We start from the raw sequence: 21,498 nt of genomic DNA, 5'->3' as shown, positions 1-21,498 counted from the left end.
CACCGTCCACTCCCCATGCCCAGCACAACCGCCAACTGACCATGTAGGACACGGTCTTAGACTCTCAAGCCACCTGAACTGGGCATTCATCACCCTTATGACCCGCCGCCTGGCCCGAAATGGCCCCGCACACCGACCGCTGGTAGAGGGAGCCATAGCCGACCGCCTCAGGTCCGGATCTGCCACTCCAGGCAACGGTGACCTGATTCGTCTTCGTAGGGTGTGGGCCAGTAGCAGAGGAAAGGACCGCCAGATTCCAAGGAATCGGTCAAGGTTCGAAAAAGCTGTGTCAGGCCGGTTGCCCATAGGGCCCCGTCCAGGTTTCCGGACCCGATGCCCATCTCATACACGCGACCATATGAGGGTCCGGGGCGGTGATCGACAATGGCGACCCCGCCATCGTTGGGAAGCGCGAACGGCACGCAGCGATGGAGATTGACGGCCAGTGCATCGTCCTACCACAGGTCAGCGTCGATGTTGTCCTTGCCGACGTCCACGAGCACGTCGTACATCATCACGATGTCGTCCACGCTGCTAAGGCGGTGCCCCAAGGGAAGAAAAGCACCAGCGGGAAGGCGTCTGCGGGAGCCAGGAGCGGCAACAGGTTCAGCGGCTCCATCATGCTGCTGCAGCAGTGCTTTGAGCTCCGGGTGCAGATCGAAGCCGAGCCGCGACTCCAGCTCGATGAGCCGCTCTCGCTCCGCCGGCCTTCGCAGCATGGCGTGATCGGCGGGCGAGTTCGAACAGAGCCACGACGCAAACCGAAGCCACTCCCGCTCGAACGCAGGAAGATCTATCTGTGTCATCCGCTGAACATAGACGGTTGCACTGACAGCAGGCCCCCGGGCCAGCTGGACGGCCTGACTGGCAGGAGCTCAGAATTACCGACACCAGTTCCATGGATCCGCCGGCCCATGCCACAACGAAGTCCTCATGCCACTCGCAGACGACGTAGTCGATGGCTTCCTGCTCGAACCTGGACAGGCAGTCCTGCGCGGCTATCTCCGCCTGGTACCGGTAGCGCCCCAGAGTGTCCGGGCCGCTGTCCTCCTCCAAAGGCACACCATCGACGTCTCCGCTCCGGCCACGTACAGCACCTCCCGAGCGCTCTGTTGAGTCGGCAAGGTCTTGGACACGCACGGGCCCGGGGCATCCCTCTGGAAGGCCGGGCCCGGCTGCGTGTTCACGTGGGGCCGTGACTACGTCCTCCGACGACATTGCCGAATCCCGGCCTGTGCCAGTCGGGTCGGGCTGTCCGGCTCGCGGGCCTTGGGTGGAATTGGCCTTACAGCCGTCCGAGGAGGTGCCGCGCTTCCGCTTCCTCGCGCTGCCCCGGGTCCGGGGACGCAGCCTCAGTGGGGGTGATCAGGTACTCGGCTGGATGTCCGGGCGGGAACGGCTTTGCGCTGGGACGCGGAGTTCTGGGCCCGAATGATGTGCCCAGCTTTACGCTGCCTGGTCCCACCGGTCGGGGAGAGTGTCTTCGTCCGGCGGGTGTTGTGCGGCTTTCTCGCAGGTGCGGAGCAGGGCCCAGGCGAGCGCCGTGAGGGGGGTGAGGCACCAGGGTAGGGGCCACAGGACGGTCCACCAGCCGGTCTGCGGGGCTAAGAGGAGTTCGGTGGCGGCGGTGGTCACGCCGCAAGCGAGGCTCCAGCACAACATGCGGCCGGTCCACCCTACGGCTCGGGTGAGCCGACCGTGGGCGTGATGGCGCCGGGTGGCACAGGAGGCGGGCATGCGTCTACTGGCCGGATTCATCAAGAGGAGTGCCCTTGACAGCAGGGGTCTGTGTATGGGGGAAGGCGCGCCGGTTCGTGTGCTTCGGACATCCAGCCCAGCGCAGGGCGATATGCAAGGCTCGACTGCGTCTTCGTTGGCAACAAGGCTGCCGATGCCGGGCAAGGGGTCGGCTCGCCGAGCTTTGGAGATCACCCCCGTTTCGCCCGAGCTGGAGCGCATATACAGGGCGCTCTCCGACGAACCTGGATGCGACCGGGGCGACTGAGGTGCGCCCGGGGACGGAGCAGCTGACGCGTGGGGGCTGCGTCGGATAAACACCACGGGACGCAGGGCTGCTCGGCCACCACCAAGAGCGTAACGACGGGCGGCGGAGAACGTGCCGCGGCGGCTGCCTGCCGGGCCGAGCCCGTCGCATTTTCCGGTAAGGGTGAGAGCCAGGGTGATTTGTCGCTGCGCGCCCGTCTGGCGCGTCCGGCCGAGACACTGTCGCGCCGGCCGCGTCGGCCGCGCCGCCGTACCGGACGCGCGCGGGCCGAGCGTGCCGTACAGGCGGGGGCCGCGTTGAAGGATTGGAAGGGCTGCGCGCTGGGCTTTCACAAGGGGCAGCGCGCTGGACCGGCGCGTGGCTCAGGTGACCGGTCGGTGAGCGAAGTACAGCGGCCCTGTGCACGGCACCACTCCGCTTGGCTCCGGGAAGCTGGAGCGATGGGTTCAGCACCTTGTATTCCTCAGGGCGACACGGGTCGCGTGCGATTAGCAGGACAGACTTTTCGGTTCGCCTGAAGACTTCCCTTTTGCCCGTATCAAGCGGTGGGACTGATTCCGGGGCGCATACGTTCGATTCTTTGGGACAGGTCGCCGCAACTTGTCAACAAATCGTGGCAGTTTGCGGTTGCCCGGTGACCACTGGGGTCGCTGTGGCGGATCTTCCTGTGGGGGGAAGTAGATGCACTCACGTGCTTGGGACACGTCTCTTCGGCGTGCCCGCAGAATTTCTCGTTACACATTGACCGCGGCCATCACCGCCGTCTCCCTCGTGGTGGCGGGGGCACCGGCGTTCGCCGCCCCCATGCCCGCCCCGGAGCTGCCGCAGGCCACGACTCCGTGGACCACGCCCGGCAAGCCGATCGCCTCGCCGCCCATCCCGTCCGGGACGACCAAGGCCCCGGTCTCAGAGGCCGAGGCGGAGCCGTCACCCCAGCTCGCCGCCTGGCGCGCCGCGCAAAAGGCCCGCGCCGAGGCCGGCAGAACTGCGGAGGCGGGACCAGCCATGCGCAGCGGCTCGACCGCGGCCGCCGCGGAGACGACCTACGTGTCCGAGGGGCAGGGGCAGGTCCCTTGGCACGAGTTGTCCGACACCCGGCTGGACGATGCCCTGGTGGCGCGGGTGAACCTGTCGAACGGCAACCTGATGCTGGCGGCCACGGACTTCGGCATTGCCGGCGTCCGGCAGAAGCTTGAGCTGACACGGACGTACAACTCGCTGGACGCCCCCTGGGGCAAGGTTTCCCAGCGCTGGTGGCAGGGCTATGAGCGTTACGCACAGATCCTCGATGCCGAGGTCGTCGTGTACGACGCGACCGGCGATGCGGTCCGCTTCACCAAGAACGCCGACGGCACCTTCACGACGCCGACTGGCTACTCGAAGGACCTGAAGAAGAACGCCGACGGCACGTACGCGCTGACCGACCGCAAGTCCGGCTCGAAGGACACCTACAACGCCCACGGCACGTTGACGAAGGTGACGGACAAGAACAACGGCACGATCGCCGTGGACCAGCACGACGAAGGGGCCGAGCACAAGGGCTTCAAGCTGACCGAGACCCGCTCGGGCCGCTGGATCGACCTGGTCAAGACCGACGCCTCACAGTGGCAGGCCAAGGACCACACCGGCCGCACCGCCGTCTTCGACCTCAACGCGGCCGGTGACCTCGCCAAGTTTACGGACACGGCCGGGAAGGCGACGGTGTACGCGTACGACTCCTCGCGACGCCTGGCCAAGGTCACCACCCCCGAGGACACCATCACCCTGTTCACCTACGACGCCCAGAACCGTGTCCGGTCCGTCCAGCGGGTGACGGAGTCGACCAGCAGTGGCCACAACGGCCCGACCTGGCGCTACGACTACTCCGGTGCCACCCCCTCCGCTGCCGGCACGACCACCGTGACCGACCCGGACGGCGACAGGACCGTCCACACGCACAACGCGGACGGTGAGATCACCAAGGTCACCGACCCGCTGGGCCACCCCCGCTCCAGAACGTACAAGAACCACCTGGTGCAGACGGCGACCGACGCCATGGGCACCGGCACGGACGGCACCGGCGGCAACGTCACCACCTACGGTTGGGACGCCCGCAACAACCCCTCCTCCGCACAACTGCCCACCGGCGCCACCGCCGCGCTCACCGGCTACCGCACCATCGCCGGCGGCGACCTGCCCGGCAGCTACACCTCCGCCGACGGGCAGAAGGAGGACTACACCTACGACACCAACGGCAACACCGAGACGGTGACCACCACCGGCACCGACGGCGGCCAGCGCACGTACACGTACAACAAGGCCATCCCGACCTGCGGCGGGTTCGAGGGCCAGCGCTGCACGGCCAAGGACGCCAACGGCAAGGTCACCTCCTTCATCTACGACACCAAGGGAAACCTGTCCAAGGTCACCCCGCCCGCCCCGCTCGGTGTCGTCACCTACACCCACGACGCTCTCGGCCGGGTGGAGACCGTCACCGACGGACGCGGCATCAAGAGCGTGTACACGCGACCGGGTCAAGCAGGTCTCCTCCACCAACATGACCGTCACCTACACCTACGACGCAGACGGCAACCTCACCTCGCGTACCGACGCCTCCGGCACCACCATCTGGACTTTCGACGAACTCAACCGTGAATCCACCCGCACCCCGCAAAACGGCGCCCAGACACTGCTGGCGTACACACCGGGCGGTGACGTCGACTACTACACCGACCCCAACGGCAAGACCGACTACACCTGGGACGCGGCCGGCTGCCTGGACTTCCTGACCGACCCGGCCGGCAAGAAGACCGACTTCGACTACAACAACAACGACAAACGCACCAAGACCGTCTACCCCGGCGGCACCACACAGACCGTCACACTCGACGAGTCCAACCGCCCCAAGGCCGTCAAGGCCGTCTCGGGTACGAACACTTTGGTGGACCTTTCCTACACCTACGGGTATGGCACCGGCGGCGCCACCGACGGTACGAAGATCCGCACCCGTACGGACAACGCGGCCAAGCTGACCCTCAGCTACAGCTACGACTCCCAAGGACGGCTGTCGTACGCCAAGGAAGCCGACACGGCCGGCACCCGCAAGGCATCCTGGCTCTACTGCTGGGACAAGGCCGGCAACCTCACCCACTACGACTCCTCCGCCACTTCCTGCCCCACCACGCCGACGTTCGGCTACAACGACGCCTCCCAGCTCATCTCCCGCAGCGGTTCCACCGACGGCTGGGCCTACGACAAGTCCGGCAACGAACTCGCCGCCACCCCCGGCACCGGCTACGCCCGCTCCTCCGAAACCTGGAGCGACCACAGCCAACTGAAGACCATCACCACCTCCGGCACCACCCGCGACGCCGTCCACGCCGGCACCGACAACAGCGAACGCACCAAGCTCGGCGACACCTGGTTCCACCACACCGCCCTCGGCCTGACCGGCACCACCACCGCCGGCACCGACACCGGATTCATCCGCGAACCGGCGGGCACACTCAACTCCATGCGAACCGGGGGCAAGAGCCACTACTACCTCACCGACGCGACCGGCAATATCCTCGGCCTCGTCGACGAAACCGGCGCACGCACCCACACTTATGCCTACAACCCCACCGGCCGCGCCCGCACCACCACCGAAACCATCCCCCAGCTCTACCGCTTCGCCGGCACATAAGCCGACCCCACCGGGCTGTACAAGATGGGCGCCCACTACTACGACCCCAACACCGCACGCTTCACCCAACCCGACCCCTCCGGCCAGGAAACCAACCCCTACCTCTACGCCAACGGCGACCCGGTTAACCAAAGTGACCCGACTGGTCTTCTCTCATTCCCCGACCTGTCAGGTGGATTGGAGTTCGCCAAGCTGACCTACGAAACTGTCACCGGAAACGAGGACGCCGCTTTCGCTACCAAGGTAGGAATCCTCACCGGCATCGGCGTCGAAGGCCTGTGCCTTGCCGCAGCTGCGGCCGGAGCAGCCCCGACCCTCGGTGCTTCGGTCGGCGCCGGGATCAATGGGTGCCACGTAGTCGCAGCCGGCCTGGGGGCTGCAGCCGCAGCCGGCACGGCCGCTGCGAGAAGCTGAACTCCTTGAAGACGCACAGTGGGGCGTCCCCTGGAGGGAGGCGCCCCACTGGCAGAAGGGGGATAAAAATGAACAGACAAACACAATTCGGTGTAGGTGTAGCAATTACCGTATGCGCGGCGGTCGGCCTTTTCATCCTCGCCTCGCAAGCAGGCGACGGCGGGGGTTGGCACATTCCTATTGCGGTAGGGGCTGTGTTGCTCATCGCGCTGCTAATGCTGGTGATCAAGCGGAGGAAATGAAAGTGCATTCGGCAGTCCTGACCGGGACATCCCTTGCTTCCGGTGGCTACGTCTGGCTGGTCATGATCGGGTTTCTCATAGCGCTCGCGATTGTTCTCTATGCGGTAGCCAAGAAGAGGTAAACGTCGCCAGAAGGCACACGCCATATGGCGAGTGTGGTCAGTTGCACGGCGGAACACCTTGCCGCGCCGCCGCGTCGGCTTGCGGCGGAGGGGTGGCCAGCTCGCCGAAATCCTTCTCACTGGGCGGTGGCCCGGTGCCAGTACGCAGCCCAGCCCGCCCCGGATGGCCCCGACGGGGCGATCATCGCCACCAGGATCTCCGCGCACTCCGGACCGAGCTGGGCGAGCGCACCGGCCAGGACCTCGAGGGCGGCGGCCACGTCCTCCACCGCGTCCGCGCTCCACCGCGCCGGGTCGGCGGCGTCGGCCAGTGCGCACGCCGCGACGACGGCCTCCTCTGCCAGCGCCTCGACCTTGCCCGGCCCGGTAGGCAGCTTCATGTCCCGCCCAACGAGATGTGACCGCGCGAGGTGGTGCGCGCTGATCACTTGATGACGTCCGCGATCTACTCCATCGGCACGAAGCTCGTGGCCGCATGGCCACCGGCCGCGGGCCCTCGGCACTGGTGGCTGCGCCCGGTCGCGGGGACATCGGGCAGACCGTAGACCGGACGTGTGGTGCTTCGGCCGCCGGTGGAACCGATGCTGGCGCAGGCCCGTGACACGGTGCCCGCGCCGGGCGCGCTGCCCGGCGAGCTGCGGTTCCAGCCTAAGTTCGACGGTTCTCCAGACACTTTAGAGGCGTCTCACCGAGGCGGCCGTCCCAAGCTGGGCCCGTCCGCTTTCCTTCCCTCGAGCGCGGCCGCGCTCGGTCGCGCCGGAGCGATGTCAGACCCGGGTCGTAGCGTGGGGGATGCCTGTAAAGAAGCCGATGCTGTTGGCTCTCGGGCGCGGCGGAAGCGCGTCCCGCTCATGGATGAGTGGGACGCGCTTGTTCCGTCTGCGTCGACAGTCGTCCGAAGGCGGGCGGCGCCCACGACGACGGAGGTGGTGATCCCCTCCGCCGTGGCACCGGCACCCTTCTGTCCGGCTGCTTAGTGCATGTCACCGTCATAGGCCGGGCGCAGCCCATCCGTGTTCTTGTAGGCCCCGACGGTGACGCAGCCGGCCCGGTCGTTGAGGTTCAGCGTTTCGTCGGTGATGCCCCAGACCTTGTCTTTGGTCCGTTTGCCTTTCTTGTTGAAGTAGCCGTACCGCTTCGCCCGCCCGTTGTGGCCGTTGAGGGAGTTGTACGCCTCGTTACGCCTGAAGGAGAGGCCTTCTGCGTCCCGCTTTCCCTCGAAGCCGCAGGTGTAGTCGGGGAACAGGAAGGCGGCCCACCCCAGATTGGGGGCTTTCATGTAGCCGGAGGAGGGCTTCTTTGCGGCAGCGTGCCCCTGCAGGGTGTAGTCGTTGCGGGCCTCGGTGATGCGGAAGGCCCAGATTCTGGCGGCCTTGCCCTGATTGAGGTTGAGGTCTTCGTAGAGGCACAGGTTCATGTCCGGGCAGGCACCCGATCCCTGTCCGACGAGTTCCCGAATCTCCGGGGCCGCGTCCGGGACAGCCTCTGGGGGCTTGTTGACGGGCTTCTTGGTGCCCGTGACGGAGACGCATCCGACCTTGTCGTTGAGGTTCACCGTCTTATTGGTGGTCCGCCAGTGCTCCTGCAGCCCGCTTTCCGTCGCGACAAAGACGAGAGACTTCATCCGGCCCTTGTGGCCGTCGAGGGAGTTGTACGGCTCGTTGGGCCTGATGGACAAGCGTGACTGTTCCTGCTTCCCCTTGAAGTTGCAGGTGTCACTGGAGTACAGGTCCGCGGCCCAGAGCCGGTCGGGGGCTTTCAGATAGCCGGAGGAGGGCTGGTTGGCGGCTGCGTGCCCTTGCAGGGTGTAGTCCGTGCGGGCCTTCGTGAGAGGGAAGGCCCAGATCCTGGCGGCCTTGGCCTGGTTGAGGTTGGGGTCCTCGTAGAGGCACAGGCTCTTGTCCGGGCAGGCGTCCGTTCCCTGTCCGACCAGTTCCTGTGGCGCCAGATGACGTGCCGTACGCCTTCTCTGAACTAAGGCTTGTCCCGTAACTGACCTCGGACCTGGTGAGGACAAGGTCGGCTGCGTACCGCCCGTTGGCCTATCCGACGCGGGCGAGGTTGTGCAGGCGGGCGATGCCGAGGATGGCGTGGTGGACGCCGTCGCCTTTGACCTCAAAGCCGCCCAGTTCCAGACCACTACCGATACCGCCGTCACACTGTGAGCACGCAGGGGCCCCTCATCTGCTGACCTCCAAACCCCAGTACGGCGGCGCCGCGCCGGCACCGCCGTGTCGGTGGTGGTGGGTGCAAACTGCGTGCGGTTCAGCGTCCAGTACCGCCCGCAGGCGCCAGCCGACAGAGCAGCCGTCAGTCATGCCCGGCGCGTCGGTCGGGGCGTTGCCGCCCGGCCTGTCTGGGGCGCCGCAGCGGGCACTGAAGAGAGCGCCAGCGCGGATGAGGAGGTGGAAAACGTTCATCACTGCGCCCCAAGGCAGTCGGAACGGTACTGTAGCGGCATGGCTACATGGAGTTATTCGGACCACGGGTCCAGCGGTCTCTTGACGATCCGCAGCATTGAAGTCTGGCCGGAACCGCTGCAAACGCCCTGCGAGATGAAGATGCTCATCAAGGGCACAGCCAACGAGCAGATCGAAAACGGCGCCTACCTTAAGGTCACGGTCAAGTACGGGCTCATCAAGCTGCGGAACGAGACCTGCGACCTCTTCAAGAAACTGAGCGACGGCGCAGCGTCCCAGGGCAACTGGACCCTTGCCCTTGTCCAAGGCGATGCCAGTAAGCCCATCCCGAAGGGTGAGGTACAGCTCGTCTCCACCATGAAGCTCACCGAACGCACCCCGAAGGGCGAGTTCACGGTTTCAGTCAGCGGCTACACCGTTGACGACTACAGCCTGCTCGACCTCCAGTTCACGTTCGACAACCGCTGAGAAGCCCTTGTGCGCAGCGCCAACGGATCAGCTTGCTGCGGTTGACGGGCTTGTACCGGTGGTCTGGGCGAGGGTTGTGGTTCAGACGACGTACTGAAGGCCAGAAAGACCCATCTGACCTGCGAAAACGTCACAGTTAGTTCGGTCAATACACCGCGCACTATCTCCGGCCCGTACGACCAGGTGGCCCGCCCGCCGCCGTCCCACGTGAGCTCGTAAACCCCGGGCGCGCGGCGCACCCCCTTGATCCGTATCCCCGGGCGGAACGTGCGGCCGGTGCGCAGGTCGTCGCGCCCTGTCCCGGGTGCGGCACTCCACCGCCTGGCTGTGGTGACGACGCCGGGCATCGTCCACCGAGTGGACTCCACTCCGGTGCGCCGGACGACGATGGACTCCACCGTGGTGCGCGCACCGCGATGGTGCGCCACCGCACCCGGTACGCCGCACCACTCCGACGATCCCCGGCACTCTCTCGCGCGCCGGTGCGCCGCACCCGATGCTCCGCACCGCGCCGGTGCGCCGCACCCGATGCTCCGCACCGCGCCGGTGTGCCTGCGCCGGCCGACCCCTTGTCCGGGTGCGGCCGGACGCGCGCGACCCCCTTGTCCGGCTCCGCTACACCCCCTTGTCCGGCTCTGCTACCGCGACGTTTCCCCTTGACATCGGCCGTTTCGGCTCGCGATCAGGTCGCGGTCAAGGGGGTGCACGGAAGTACGGAAAGCTCCGCGCGCAGCCGGTCCGGCACACCGATCAGCCGCTCTATCCCCTCGTCCATACAGCCCACCGCGCCCACCAAGGTGAAAAGATCCACCAGACCCCCGCCAAGGGGGCTGAGAAGCCGCGCCGCATCCCTCCCATCGGAGCTAATCCGCGGTCCCGTGCGTGCGCGCCACCCACCGAACAGCACCGCACGGTCACGCCGCTGTACCGTCCGCAAGCTCAACTGCGTCTCTGCGACCGGCCCCAGCACCGTGACCCGTACCTGCGCCAGCTCCTCGACAGTGATGTGAATTCGTAGCACGACACCCCCAGCCACGCCTGTGGATGATCCTTACCCGCATCCTCGTTTCGGGACAGACCGAAACGAGTCGAATCCCGCACCGGGCTGGGGCACGCTCTAACCGACCGCAAGGCCCGGCCAAGGAATTCACGACAGGACTCTGGCCGTGTTGCCAGATGTCCGCAGAGGTCAACCGGCCGGTTCGCCACGTAGACAACCGCCAGGCCGAGAACCAAGAAGCCCACTCAGGCTGCGTGCCCTGCACGCCGTCTCATTGACATCCCAAGGAGTGCCCCATGCGCTGGCCATACGGCAAAGCCCGAGTCGGTGCCACCCTGACGCCTGTCGCGCTGGCTGCCCTGACTCTCCCGCTCCTCGGCACGACGCCAGCCGCGGCGGACGTCGCGGAACAGCGCTTGCCCAGCAAGATCAACGCCCTCACATGGAACATCTGTGGTGGAGCCAAGAGTATCTGCGGGGGTACGGGCACGGCCAAGGAGAAGATCGCCAAGGTGATGGAACGTGTCGCTGACGATCCCTCGCTGGCGGTGATCATCCTCACCGAAGTGTGCGAGAAGGCCCACGCAGGTGAGCTTCAGAGAAATCTGAAGGACGGATGGAGGGTGAATTTCCGGGCTGGCCCAGTCATGGGTGGAAGGCCGGGAGAGGTCAACCGCTGCTCCATGCCGGGAACCGAGGACCAAAGGGCTGGTGTCCTGGTAGCCCTGAAGAAGTTCCGAGGGTCCCAAATCCGGGCGAAGGACGAGAATTTCCCCGGAGTGCCGTACGCAAACGACAAGGCTGGCCGGCCCACCCAGGGAGCGGCCTGCCTGCGGGACTGGACGTACAAGGTCATGGCCTGCGGATCGCACTTCCCCAGCGACGGTGTAGACGAGCGAGAAGGCACCGACTATGACACCCGCGAAGCGTGTGCCTACCGGTTCGGGGCGCTGGGAGCCAAGTGGCAAGCCAAGGGATGGCGCACGGTCCTCGGTGGTGATCTCAATCTCAACGCGGAAGACGAGCGCCCGCGCCTGAGGTACTTGTACGACTGGGGGAACTTCGAAGGAGATCAGCAGAACAGGGTCACTCACGACGGGGTGCTCTCCAACGAGAAGCTGGACTACCTGTTCTTCTCCGACCGGGGATGGCGACTTGAAGGTGCCATCGTCGACTACTCCGACAGCGTCTCGGCGCTGAGCGACCACTGGCTGCTCAAGGCCACAGTCCAACGCACGTAGAGCACCCTCCAAGCTGTCAGGAGGGCAGGTACTCCATGGCGAGTGCGGCTAGGCTGACGGCCCAGGGCAGCACACGTCCTCGGACACCACGCCCCTGTCCCGAGCGCGGCACTCCGACGCCTGGCTATGGCGACGAGGCCGGGCATCGTCCACTGAGTGGAGTCACGATGTTCTGCATCCAGTGGCGATGCACGACACCGGGTGGGCTCCACCGGGTGGGCTCCAACTTCGGTGCGCCGGACGACGATGGGCTCCACTGTGGTGCGCACCGCGATGGTGCGCCACCGCGTCCGGCACCGCACCACTCCGACGATGCCCGGCACTCTCGCGCGCGCTGGTGCGCCGCACCCGATGCTCCGCACCCCACCGGTGCGCCCGCCGCCGGCCGACCCCTTGTCTGGGTGCGACCGACTGCGAAGGGCAGGGTGCACTCCTCATCGGTGAGCAGGTCCACCGGCCGCACCAACTGATACGCCTCCTCGTTGAGGAACCCGCCCATCCAGCCGGAGGCCACGACGACCGGGTGCTCGGAGGTGGCCTCCGGCGGCGCCGGGTCCATCGGCTCGGTACCCAGCGAGCCGGGGTTTGTGGCCGGACACCCAGTTCCCCGTCTGCGGGTCCTGCACCGCACGGGGGGCGGCCGCAGCGCCGTCATCAGCTCCAGTCCGGACACGGCCGTCGACCCTCGCGGGGTGATGACCCGCTGGGCGTAGATGCCGAGGACACGGGTGATGCCGGCCGGCTCCATCGCGCTCCCGCCGGGCCAGGACCCGCTCATCGAGCGCGTCCCACGACAGGACCGCCAGCTGCACGCACTGCCGCTCGCGGCCCTGCGCCTTGCGGTAGATCCTTGCCCAGGGGCCGAACCCGCGCTGAGTGAGCCGCCACTTCGCTTTCACCACCTGCTTGACCACCGGGTGATCCTCTGGCAGGCGCAGGGAGCGGCGCTGCTCGTGGCCCTCAAGGCGCTCGGGCAGTCCGAGCTTCACGGCGGCTGCGGCGGTGAGGACGATCAGCGGGTCGCTGTCCGTGTCGTAGCGGTGCAGCCGCGGCGCTCCCAGGCCGGACTCGTGCAACGTCCACTCCGCCAGCTCGTCTCCGGCGGTACGGGGTACGAGCGGGCGGCGTCGGACACGCGGCTCGTCGGGCACGTGGGCCGGCTGGCGTGGGAGAGCCGGCGGGTGGCGTCGGTGTGCACCGGTGCGGGGGTATTGGCGGCCGCCGGGCTCCTGGACGGCCGTCGTGCGACCACCCACTGGCGCTTCGCCCGCCTGCTCGCCGAGCGGCACCCGAACGTGGCAGTGGACCCGGACCCGATCTACGTCCGCGACGGTCACGTCTACACGGCGGCCGGGGTGACGAGCGCGCTGGACCTCACCCTCGCGTTGGTCCAGGAGGACCACGGCCCCGAACTGGCCCGCCAGGTAGCCCGGGACCTCGTGGTGTATCTGCAACGGCCCGGGAACCAGGCGCAGATGAGCCTGTTCACCGCGACCCCGTCGGCCCCTGACGACGGGGTCCGCGCGCTCGTCGAGCACATCGCGGCCCACCCGGACGACGACCTGACCACGGCGACGCTGGCCGCGCGGGCTGGGGTGACGCCCCGCCACCTCACCCGTCTCTTCACGGAGCAGCTGGGCCGGGCGCCGGGCCGCTACGTCCGGCAGGCTCGCACCGAAGCCGCTGCACACGTACTCGCCTCGACGACTCTGCCGATGACGAGCGTGGCCGCGCGCTGCGGCTTCGGCAGCGCCGAGGCGCTGCGCCAGGCATTCACCCGCCGGTACGGGATTTCTCCGTCCCAGTACCGGGCGGCGATGCGCCCGGCCTGAGGCGGGCGGGGCGACCAACAGGCCCCAGGGCCGGCCTCGGTAATCTCCTTGTGACCCGGTCCGCGCCGTGTGGTGACGAATTTTCGGCAGGTCCTGCGCAGAATTCGGTCAGCGCGTGGCGTCGTTGGTGCGTGCGGTCCAGATCGCCATGGCGGCGAGCAAGGCGCAGGCGCCGCCGAGCCAGAACACGCCTTGGAGCGTAAGCGTGTCGACGATGATGCCGCCGGCCAGCGCGCCACAGCCGATGGACAGGTTGAACACCGCCACCCACAGCGAGGAGGCCGCTTCCACGGCCTGCGGAGCGGCCTTGATCATCCAAGTCTGGAGGCCCACGGACACACCACCGAAGGCCAGACCCCAGGCGATCAGCAGGATGGCGCCGCCGATCGCGGTCTGGCCCAGCAGTAGGAAGAGGGGCATCGTGGCCGTCATGGCTACGGCGATGGTCAGCACGCTGCGGTGCACGCGGCGGGAGAGCGCCGAACCGGCGACGAAGTTGCCGATCATGCCGGCCGCGCCGAACCCGAACAGCAGCGGACCGACATAGCGCTCGTCGATCCCCGACAGCTTCTGCAGCGCCGGGCTCACGAACGTGTAAGCGGCGAAGTGTCCGAACACGAGGAGCACCGTCGCGATGATGCCGACGCGCACGCCTGGGTTGCGGAGCTGCTCCATCAGCAGCTTGGGCCGGATGGGCTGGGAGGCGACCAGCCTCGGTAGTACCGCCAGCAGGGCGATCAGGGTCATGAGCGCCAGGGCGCTGAGCGAGGAGAAGGCCATGCGCCAGCCGGTCAGGTCACCGACCAGGGTGCCGAGCGGGACACCGAACACGTTCGCGGCTCCGACGCCGCCGAAAATGACCGCGGTGGCGCGAGGCACGTCCGCAGGCGCGACGAGCCGGACCGCGAGGCCGGCGGCGACCGCCCAGAAGCCGCCGACCGCTATGCCGACCAGCACCCGGGAGCCCACCAGCACCGCGAAGTTCGGCGCCAGGGCGGAGCCCAGGTTCGCGACGGTCATCAGGACCATCAGTCCGAGCAGCAGGATGCGGCGGTCCAGCGACCCGACGATCATCGGTACCAGCGGTGCGGCGAACCCGGCGACGATGCTGGGCACCGTCACCATCAGTCCTGCCGTCCCCTCGGAGACCGACAGCGCGGACCCCACGGAGGTCAGCAGACCGATCGGCAGCTGCTCGGCGGTCACCAGCAGGAAGGTGCCCAGAGTCACCACGGAGACCGCCATCCAGCGACTTCTGTCCGGGGCCCCTGGCTCCCTCGTCTGGGCGGGGGTCTGCTCTGCGGTCGTCAACGCATCCTCCTCAAGAATTCGGGAACGTTCGCTCCCATACGGTGACACTAGTATGGGAGCGAACGCTCCACAAGTTGGGTAAGGTGAACCCATGGCACGCCCCCGACAGTTCGACGAGAAGAACGCGGTCACCTCGGCGACCGACCTGTTCTGGCGACGCGGTTACCACGCCACCTCGGTGCGCGACCTGGGTGACGAGCTGAAGCTCACACCCAGCAGCCTGTATCGGACATTCACCGACAAGCACACGCTGTTCCTTCGCGCGCTCGACCACTACCGGGCCACCGAGTCCGTTCAGGCACGCCAGCGGCTGGACACGACAGACCGCCCGGTCCGGGAGGCGCTACGGGAATGGATGCTGTGGCTGGTCACCTGCCCAGCCGACGGCAAGCCAAGTCGCGGCTGCTTCGTGGTAAACACCGCAACTGAACTGGGCACCACCGACGAGAAGGTCCAGCAGCGGACCGAGGCCGCATTCGAGGTCACACGCCAGGCCTTGCGCTCGGCCCTGGCCGAGGGGCGCGATCGTGGTGAGCTGTCCGAGGACCTCGACGCCGACGCCGCCGCTGAGCTGTTGTTCACCACGGTTCTCGGCCTACGGGTACGCGAACGAGCCGGGCACGACCTCAAGCGTCTGACCACCGCGATCGATTTCGTGATCCGGGGCCTGGGCCCCACGCCCCCGGAATCTGCCTGATGGCCCGGAGCCAGTGGAGCTCGATCCGGACCACCGCCGACTCAACGGTCTGCTATGGCGTCGCCTGCGGCTCGTCCGCGCGGGGGCGTGGGCCGGGCATAGTGATGGCAAGGTCCAATGGACCTGCATATCGAGGTTCACCTCGCCGCCCTCCCCGTACCCGAATCCCAGCATCGCCGCCTAGTAATGCTTCGTGAGGTCTGCTGATCTTGCCTGGTCGGAGGCATGGCAGAGCGATGTGACCGGCGCAAGTCGATCCATCCGATGGCCGAGCGGTTGCCGTACGAGAACATGCGCGCCGCTACGGCTGACGTCCACCGGCACGGCCGACGCGTGGCGAACGTCCGTGAAAAAGGTGAGCGGGCGGGGCAACCCTGCCCCCGCCTCGTGAGTCACACAGGCGTCACCCGTTTCACGTGCTTTCCCTTGGTCCAGAAGGGGCCCCACTCTCTGTGATGACTCGTACCCGGCTGTCCGCGCTGTCCGCGACAGCCGCGCTCGCCACCACCGGCGGCCTGATCACCGCTGCCCCCGCCTCCGCGGCGGTCACCTGCACTTCCCCCGTCTGGAAAGCGCAGTACTTCGGCAACTCCACCTTCAGCGGCACGCCGAAGCTCACCGCCTGCGACACCGCCATCAGCGAGAACTACGGGTCTGGCGACCCGGCCGGCGTCACGCTGCCCAAGGACAACTTCTCCGTCCGCTGGTCCCTCACCCGGGACTTCGGCTCCGGCGGGCCCTTCCGGCTCTCCTCCGCCACGCAGGACGGCATGCGCGTCTACGTCGACGGCGAGCGGAAAATCGACCTGTGGAAGAACGTCTCCACCACCGCCCGCAAGAGCGTCGACCTGAGCCTGTCGGCCGGTAAACACACGATCCGCGTGGACTACGTCGCCTGGACAGGCGTCGCCAACGCAGCCTTCACGTACACCCCGCGCACCGAGGCCGCCGCCGACACGGTCAAGCCGCTCGCCCCGACCGGCCTCACCGCCGCGTACAACCGCGACACCGCCAAGACGACCCTGCGCTGGACCGCCAACAAGGAGATGGACCTCGCCGGGTACCGCGTGTACCGCCGACTGAGCGCCACCAGCTGGGCCAAGGTCAGCGGCACGTCGCTGCTCACTTCCCCGTCCTTCGTCGACGCCCCACCCGCGACCGGCCAGACCTTCCTGTACGAGGTCCGCGCCGTCGACAAGGCGGGCCGCGAGTCCACCGGCAGCCCGGACGTGACGGCGACGACCGTGGACCGCACGGGCCCAGTGGCCCCGACCGGTCTCACGGTCGTCAGCGACGCGTGGCGGGCCGCCCTGAACTGGCAGGCCGTCGCCGACGCGGCGAAGTACGAGGTGTACGCCTCGTCCGAGGCCACCGGCCCGTTCGAGCTGCTCGGCACGACGACCACGATGTCGTACCGCACCGACGCGCCCCCGAACGTGAACCGGTACTACCGCGTCCGCGGCATCGACGCGTCCGGCAACCCGGGGGCCTACGCCACGGTCACCGGCGACGGCGTCGACCGTACGCCGCCGGATGCCCCGACCGGTCTCGGGGCCGACGTCCGTGGCTACACCGACGTGTACTGGAAACAGGGCGGCGTCCGCTGGATCGAGGACTTCGACAACGGCGGGCACTACGGTGTGTACCGCTCGCTGGGCAAGACCTTCGCCCCGGCCACGGCCACCAAGGTGACCTGCTTCGATGAGAACAGCGACGAGACCAGCACCGGCGGCATCTGCCGCGACCTGACCGCGCCGGACGGCACGTACGTGACGTACGCCGTCACGGCGGTGGACCCGGACGGCAACGAGTCGGCGTACTCCGCGCCGCTCGTCGTCCGCACCGGCGACAACGTGGCGCCCGGGCCGGTCACCGGCGTGAAGGTGACGCCGCGCGGCGACGGCATGGTGGTGAGCTGGGCAGCCTCGACCGAGGACGACCTGGAGAACTACTGGGTGTGGACCGGCGAGCGGCAGGCCGACGGCACAGTCAAGTGGCTCGGCCCGTACAACTGCTGGGACGGCCAGAGCGACCCGCTCGCGACCCTCTGCGGCGACCTGCCGGACGGCGAGACGGGCGTGTACGCGGTGACCGCCCGGGACCGCTGGGGCAACACGCTGCACCCGAGCGACCCGAAGGTCACCGTCATCGACGCCACCGAGCTCGACGTCCGGCCGTCCGTGACGGTCACCCGGGACTGGGAGCTCGGCAGCGTGGGCCACAACTCGCAGGTCCATTCCCCGCCCGCCCTGGCCGTCAACTGGCAGTGCACCAATACCGCGCTCTGCGACACGGTCACCGGCTACCGCGTGAGCCGGTGGAATCCGGCGACCGAGAAGTACGAGCCCCAGCATGCCGGGCTGCTGCCGGCGGACACCCGGTCGTGGGCAGACAGCACGGCGACGAAGGCGAACACATACTTCTACACGCTGGAAGCGGTGCGCGCCGACGGCAGCGTCGCGGGCACGTACGTGTGGACCTGCCTCTTCCAGGACCGCGTCTAGCTAGGGTCCGTCTTCAAACGGATCTTGCCCAGAGCAGGAACGACGCGAGACTGACCGCTGCCTCGTATGAGGTGGCGGTCTTGTCGTACCTGGTCGCGATGCCGCGGAAGCCCTTGAGCCGGTTGAAGCAGCGTTCGACGAGGTTGCGCTGGCGGTAGGTCTCCCGGTCGAATCCTGGCGGTCGGCCGCCGCGGCTCCCGCGCTGCAGCCGGTGCCGCCGCTGGTCGGCCTTCTCGGGGATGGTGTGCGCGATGCCGCGTCGCCGCAGGTAGGCGCGGAAACCGCGGGAGCTGTAAGCCTTGTCCGCGATGACCTGGTCGGGTCGGCAGCGTGGCCGGCCGAGGCCGCTGCGGGGAACGCGGATACGTTCGAGCAGGATGCGTGCACAGACACTGTCATGGCGCTGGCCCGGCGTGACGAGGAGGGCCAGAGGACGGCCCTTGCCGTCGCAGGCGAGGTGGACCTTGGTGGTCAGTCCGCCTCGGGATCGGCCGAGGGCGTGATCGTCCGGTTCGTCCTGCCGGTGTCTCCCCCTTTTCGGCCGGTGGCGGCGGCGTGCTGGTGGGCGCGGACGATGGTGGAGTCGATCTGGACCAGCCAGTCGATGTCCCCGGCGGCGTCCGCCCGGGCCTGGATCTGCTGCAGGGCCCGGGTGAACACGCCGTCGATCGCGTAGCGGCGGAAGCGGGTGTAGACCGTCTGCCACGATCCGTAGCGTTCGGGCAGGTCACGCCAGGAGATCCCGGTGCGGATCTTGTAGACCATCCCGTTGACGACCTGCCGGTCCGACACCCGCGGCCGGCCCGTCGCGGCCCGCGGTATCAGCGGAGCGAGCAACTCCCACTCCTGATCAGTGAGTTCATGGACGTACCACCCCACCATGATCCACGACCTGGTGATCTTTGAAGACGGACCTTAGTCGACCACCCTCCTCTGCCCGCTTCCGAAGCCTCAGGGTTCGACATCAGAAACAAGTCCTGCAGAGAGCTTCCGTCCGGTTGCCCGGCGTGTCTACGCTCTCTGTCCATGGGAGCGCTCCCATGATCGTCGGAATCAGCGTTATGCGCAGTATCGAAGGTCATCCAGCCAGGTAGAGGCGCATTGCCCACTGTGGAACCTGCTCTGAGGCCGGTCTCTCGCCGAGCCGTCCCATATGGAGTGATCGGTCACATAGGTGCGTTGAGGGAGAGTGCGATGAGTATGCGAAGAGCCCTGCGGGCTTTCGGCGTTGTCGGAGTGCTTATGGCGGGTTCGATGGCCGGATTCGGCGGCCCGGCCTCGGCGGTCGCCTCGCCGGCGGCCGGTCGGTCCGCCGCAGACGGCAGGTCATCGGCGGTCGCCGTGGCGCCGGCACTGCACGTGTCGGGCAACCGCCTGGTCACCGGGTCCAACTCCACGTTCCGCCCACTGGGGGTCAACCGGTCCGGCGGGGAGTTCGGCTGTGTCCAGGGCAAGGAGATATTCGACGGACCGACGGACCAGGCGGCCGTCGACGCGATGAAGGAATGGAAGATCAACACTGTCCGGATCCCGCTGAACGAGGAGTGCTGGCTGGGCACCGGGAACTTACCTCCGACAGCTCCCAGCGCGGCGGCGTACCAGCAGGCGGTCAAGACTTACGCGGACCTCCTGATGGCCAACGGCATCAACGTGATCCTCGACCTGCACTGGACTTGGGGCGAGTACACCGGCCCCGGCGCAGGCTGCCCGGACGTCGCGGCCACCTGTCAGAAGCCGATGCCGAACGCGCGCTACACCCCCACGTTCTGGTCCGAGGTGGCCACGATGTTCAAGGGGAACGGAGCGGTCATCTTCGACCTGTTCAACGAGCCGTACCCGGACGCGGCCAACAACTGGTCCGACGCCACGGCCGCATGGACCTGCCTGCGTGACGGCGGCACCTGCGCCGGGATCACCTACCCGGTCGCCGGCATGCAGACCCTCGTCAACGCGGTACGCGCCACCGGTGCCACTAACGTGATCATGTCGGGCGGTCTGGAGTGGACGAACAACCTGAGTCGGTGGCTGGAATTCAAGCCGGCCGACCCCACCGGCAATCTGATGGCCTCATGGCACTCCTACAACTTCAATGGCTGCGTGACCACCTCGTGCTGGGACAGCACCATCGGAGCGGTCGCCGCCCAGGTGCCGGTCCAAACCGGCGAGATCGGTCAGAACACCTGCGCCCATGACTACATCGATCAGGTGATGGCCTGGGCGGACGCCAACAAGGTCGGGTACACGGCCTGGACCTGGAACCCTTGGGGTTGCAGCGGTGGCAGTGTGCTCATCAAGGACTGGAACGGCACACCGACCAGCACCTACGGTGAGGGGTTCAAGGCGCACCTGCTCAGCCAGACCCCCGGTGATCCCGGCGCTGACACCGCTGCGCCCACCACTCCGGGGACTCCCACCGCCTCCGAGGTGACGGCCACCTCCGTGACCTTGAGCTGGGCGGCCTCCACGGACAACGTGGGTGTCACCGGCTACGACGTCGTCCGTGTCACCGGCGGCACCGAGACGCAGGTGGCCGGCTCGGCGTCCAACCGGGCCACGGTCACAGGGCTGTCCGGCAGCACGGCCTACACCTTCGCCGTCTACGCCAAGGACGCGGCCGGCAACCGCTCCACCCGCTCGGCCACCGTTACCGTTACCACCACCGGCACCCCGGCGGGCACCTGCTCCGTCGGCTACCGCTTGGTGGGGGACTGGGGAAGCGGCTTCCAGAGCGAGATCACCATCCGCAACACCGGCGCCGCCGCTGTCAGCAACTGGAAGCTCGGCTTCACCTTCACCAACGGCCAGACCATCAACAACATGTGGGGCGGTACCCCCACCCAGACAGGCGGCTCCGTGAGCGTCATCCCCGCCTCCTACACCGACACCATCACCGCCGGCGGTTCCGTCACTCTCGGTTTCATCGCCACCAGGGGCGCCACGAACACCGCCCCGACCACCCTCACCCTCAGCGGCAGAACCTGCACCACAGCCTGACCACAGCCGCTGCCCCGCAACCGACATCAGTTGCGCCCCCGCAGCTGCCCCACCGCAACCTCCGGAAACCCAGGCCCGGCGGTATCGGACAGGGAGCACCCGCCGGCCCGGCCACACCCGCCGGGCCGACGGCCCTGGAAGGTGCCGAAATTGCAGCACGGCCGGGACGTGCACCACCGCGCGCTGGGTCGGCCGCGGGACTCCGGCGCACCGTGGCGGAGACTGCTTCGATCATGCGGGTGTCGAAGCAGTCCGTCTACCGGATGGTGCACAGCGGGCACCTGGCGGCTGTCCGCACCGCCGACGGCAGATCCTTCCGCATCCCCGAAGCCGCTGTACGTGAATTCGTGGGCACGTCATTCACGCAGGCGCCGGCCAACCCGCCACAGTGATCATGATGGGCCGCGCAAAGCGGCTCACACTGGCGGAGTCGCCGCCTGCAAAGCTGCGTCGGGCACCGGACACGGTGACCCGCCCGCTGCTGGGCTGGGCCTACGCCCACTGCACCCCTAGCTTGCGCAGTGCGCCTGTCCAGGGGCGGTTTTTCTGATCAGTGGGTGGTGGGCTGGCCTGGGCTGATCAGT

General features: G+C 67.6%; 13 protein-coding genes and 1 pseudogene. 8 read left to right on the top strand and 6 right to left on the bottom strand.

Annotated elements, in window-relative coordinates:
* Positions 1 to 455: 455 nt before the first annotated feature.
* Positions 456 to 806 (bottom strand): SMI1/KNR4 family protein, encoded by a 351-nt coding sequence (locus IE109_RS33570; RefSeq protein WP_229891851.1) that lies wholly within the window; start codon positions 804 to 806, stop codon positions 456 to 458.
* 2,003 nt (positions 807 to 2,809) lie between these two features.
* Between IE109_RS33570 and IE109_RS34185 the strand changes: the two are divergent.
* Positions 2,810 to 6,083, top strand: a pseudogene (locus IE109_RS34185) (RHS repeat-associated core domain-containing protein).
* A 480-nt stretch (positions 6,084 to 6,563) separates the two neighbouring features.
* On the opposite strand, the gene IE109_RS31995 reads toward IE109_RS34185, so the two are convergent.
* Both IE109_RS31995 and IE109_RS31990 read right to left on the bottom strand, forming a co-directional pair.
* Complete coding sequence (locus IE109_RS31995; RefSeq protein WP_189554870.1) at positions 6,564 to 6,827, bottom strand: hypothetical protein; 264 nt, start codon at positions 6,825 to 6,827, stop codon at positions 6,564 to 6,566.
* Between the two features lie 593 nt (positions 6,828 to 7,420).
* Positions 7,421 to 8,464, bottom strand: coding sequence for a hypothetical protein (locus IE109_RS31990; protein ID WP_189554869.1), 1,044 nt, complete (start codon positions 8,462 to 8,464; stop codon positions 7,421 to 7,423).
* 442 nt (positions 8,465 to 8,906) lie between these two features.
* On the opposite strand from IE109_RS31990, the gene IE109_RS31985 reads away from it, so the two are divergent.
* The gene (locus IE109_RS31985; RefSeq protein ID WP_189554868.1) at positions 8,907 to 9,335 is read left to right on the top strand and encodes an ML domain-containing protein; all 429 of its coding nucleotides are present in this window, start codon (positions 8,907 to 8,909) and stop codon (positions 9,333 to 9,335) included.
* Between the two features lie 1,296 nt (positions 9,336 to 10,631).
* Entirely contained in the window at positions 10,632 to 11,576 is a 945-nt protein-coding gene (locus IE109_RS31980) for an endonuclease/exonuclease/phosphatase family protein (protein ID WP_189554867.1), read from the top strand.
* A 434-nt stretch (positions 11,577 to 12,010) separates the two neighbouring features.
* Here the strand turns inward: IE109_RS31980 and IE109_RS34250 are convergent, their stop codons facing one another.
* A complete protein-coding gene (locus IE109_RS34250; RefSeq protein ID WP_506417192.1) occupies positions 12,011 to 12,637 on the bottom strand; it encodes a DUF8841 domain-containing protein in 627 nt (208 codons plus the stop codon).
* Here IE109_RS34250 and IE109_RS31975 point away from each other — a divergent pair.
* A complete protein-coding gene (locus IE109_RS31975) occupies positions 12,524 to 13,408 on the top strand; it encodes a GlxA family transcriptional regulator (protein WP_506417191.1) in 885 nt (294 codons plus the stop codon). The genes IE109_RS34250 and IE109_RS31975 overlap by 114 nt on opposite strands.
* A gap of 108 nt (positions 13,409 to 13,516) precedes the next feature.
* Here IE109_RS31975 and IE109_RS31970 read toward each other — a convergent pair whose 3' ends face one another.
* A complete protein-coding gene (locus IE109_RS31970) occupies positions 13,517 to 14,653 on the bottom strand; it encodes an MFS transporter (protein WP_229891845.1) in 1,137 nt (378 codons plus the stop codon).
* 157 nt (positions 14,654 to 14,810) lie between these two features.
* On the opposite strand from IE109_RS31970, the gene IE109_RS31965 reads away from it, so the two are divergent.
* Both IE109_RS31965 and IE109_RS31960 read left to right on the top strand, forming a co-directional pair.
* Entirely contained in the window at positions 14,811 to 15,416 is a 606-nt protein-coding gene (locus IE109_RS31965; RefSeq protein ID WP_189554864.1) for a TetR/AcrR family transcriptional regulator, read from the top strand.
* 455 nt (positions 15,417 to 15,871) lie between these two features.
* The gene (locus IE109_RS31960) at positions 15,872 to 17,920 is read left to right on the top strand and encodes a PA14 domain-containing protein (protein ID WP_189554863.1); all 2,049 of its coding nucleotides are present in this window, start codon (positions 15,872 to 15,874) and stop codon (positions 17,918 to 17,920) included.
* Between the two features lie 13 nt (positions 17,921 to 17,933).
* Here IE109_RS31960 and IE109_RS31955 read toward each other — a convergent pair.
* Positions 17,934 to 18,802 (bottom strand): IS5 family transposase gene (locus IE109_RS31955; RefSeq protein ID WP_373297810.1). Its coding sequence is split into 2 segments (ribosomal slippage): positions 17,934 to 18,427 and positions 18,427 to 18,802, totalling 870 coding nucleotides; the frame shifts between segments, so codons are not numbered across the junction.
* 372 nt (positions 18,803 to 19,174) lie between these two features.
* Here IE109_RS31955 and IE109_RS31950 point away from each other — a divergent pair.
* Positions 19,175 to 20,914 carry a cellulase family glycosylhydrolase gene (locus IE109_RS31950; protein ID WP_229891843.1) on the top strand — a complete coding sequence of 580 codons (1,740 nt, stop codon included), beginning with the start codon at positions 19,175 to 19,177 and terminating at the stop codon, positions 20,912 to 20,914.
* 212 nt (positions 20,915 to 21,126) lie between these two features.
* Positions 21,127 to 21,306 carry a helix-turn-helix domain-containing protein gene (locus IE109_RS31945; protein WP_229891841.1) on the top strand — a complete coding sequence of 60 codons (180 nt, stop codon included), beginning with the start codon at positions 21,127 to 21,129 and terminating at the stop codon, positions 21,304 to 21,306.
* Positions 21,307 to 21,498: the final 192 nt, after the last annotated feature.

The organism is Streptomyces lavendofoliae, assembly GCF_014649735.1.
Lineage (GTDB): Bacteria > Actinomycetota > Actinomycetes > Streptomycetales > Streptomycetaceae > Streptomyces > Streptomyces lavendofoliae.
This window is presented reverse-complemented; position numbering and strand designations above follow the sequence as displayed.

What these genes read in the sequence shown, in the direction of transcription:
- IE109_RS33570 (WP_229891851.1), bottom strand. Translation starts at nt 806, where the DNA reads ATGACACAGATAGATCTTCCTGCGTTCGAGCGGGAGTGGCTTCGGTTT.
- IE109_RS31995 (WP_189554870.1), bottom strand. Translation starts at nt 6,827, where the DNA reads ATGAAGCTGCCTACCGGGCCGGGCAAGGTCGAGGCGCTGGCAGAGGAG.
- IE109_RS31985 (WP_189554868.1), top strand. Translation starts at nt 8,907, where the DNA reads ATGGCTACATGGAGTTATTCGGACCACGGGTCCAGCGGTCTCTTGACG.
- IE109_RS31980 (WP_189554867.1), top strand. Translation starts at nt 10,632, where the DNA reads ATGCGCTGGCCATACGGCAAAGCCCGAGTCGGTGCCACCCTGACGCCT.
- IE109_RS31970 (WP_229891845.1), bottom strand. Translation starts at nt 14,653, where the DNA reads ATGGCGGTCTCCGTGGTGACTCTGGGCACCTTCCTGCTGGTGACCGCC.
- IE109_RS31965 (WP_189554864.1), top strand. Translation starts at nt 14,811, where the DNA reads ATGGCACGCCCCCGACAGTTCGACGAGAAGAACGCGGTCACCTCGGCG.
- IE109_RS31960 (WP_189554863.1), top strand. Translation starts at nt 15,872, where the DNA reads ATGACTCGTACCCGGCTGTCCGCGCTGTCCGCGACAGCCGCGCTCGCC.
- IE109_RS31950 (WP_229891843.1), top strand. Translation starts at nt 19,175, where the DNA reads ATGGCCGGATTCGGCGGCCCGGCCTCGGCGGTCGCCTCGCCGGCGGCC.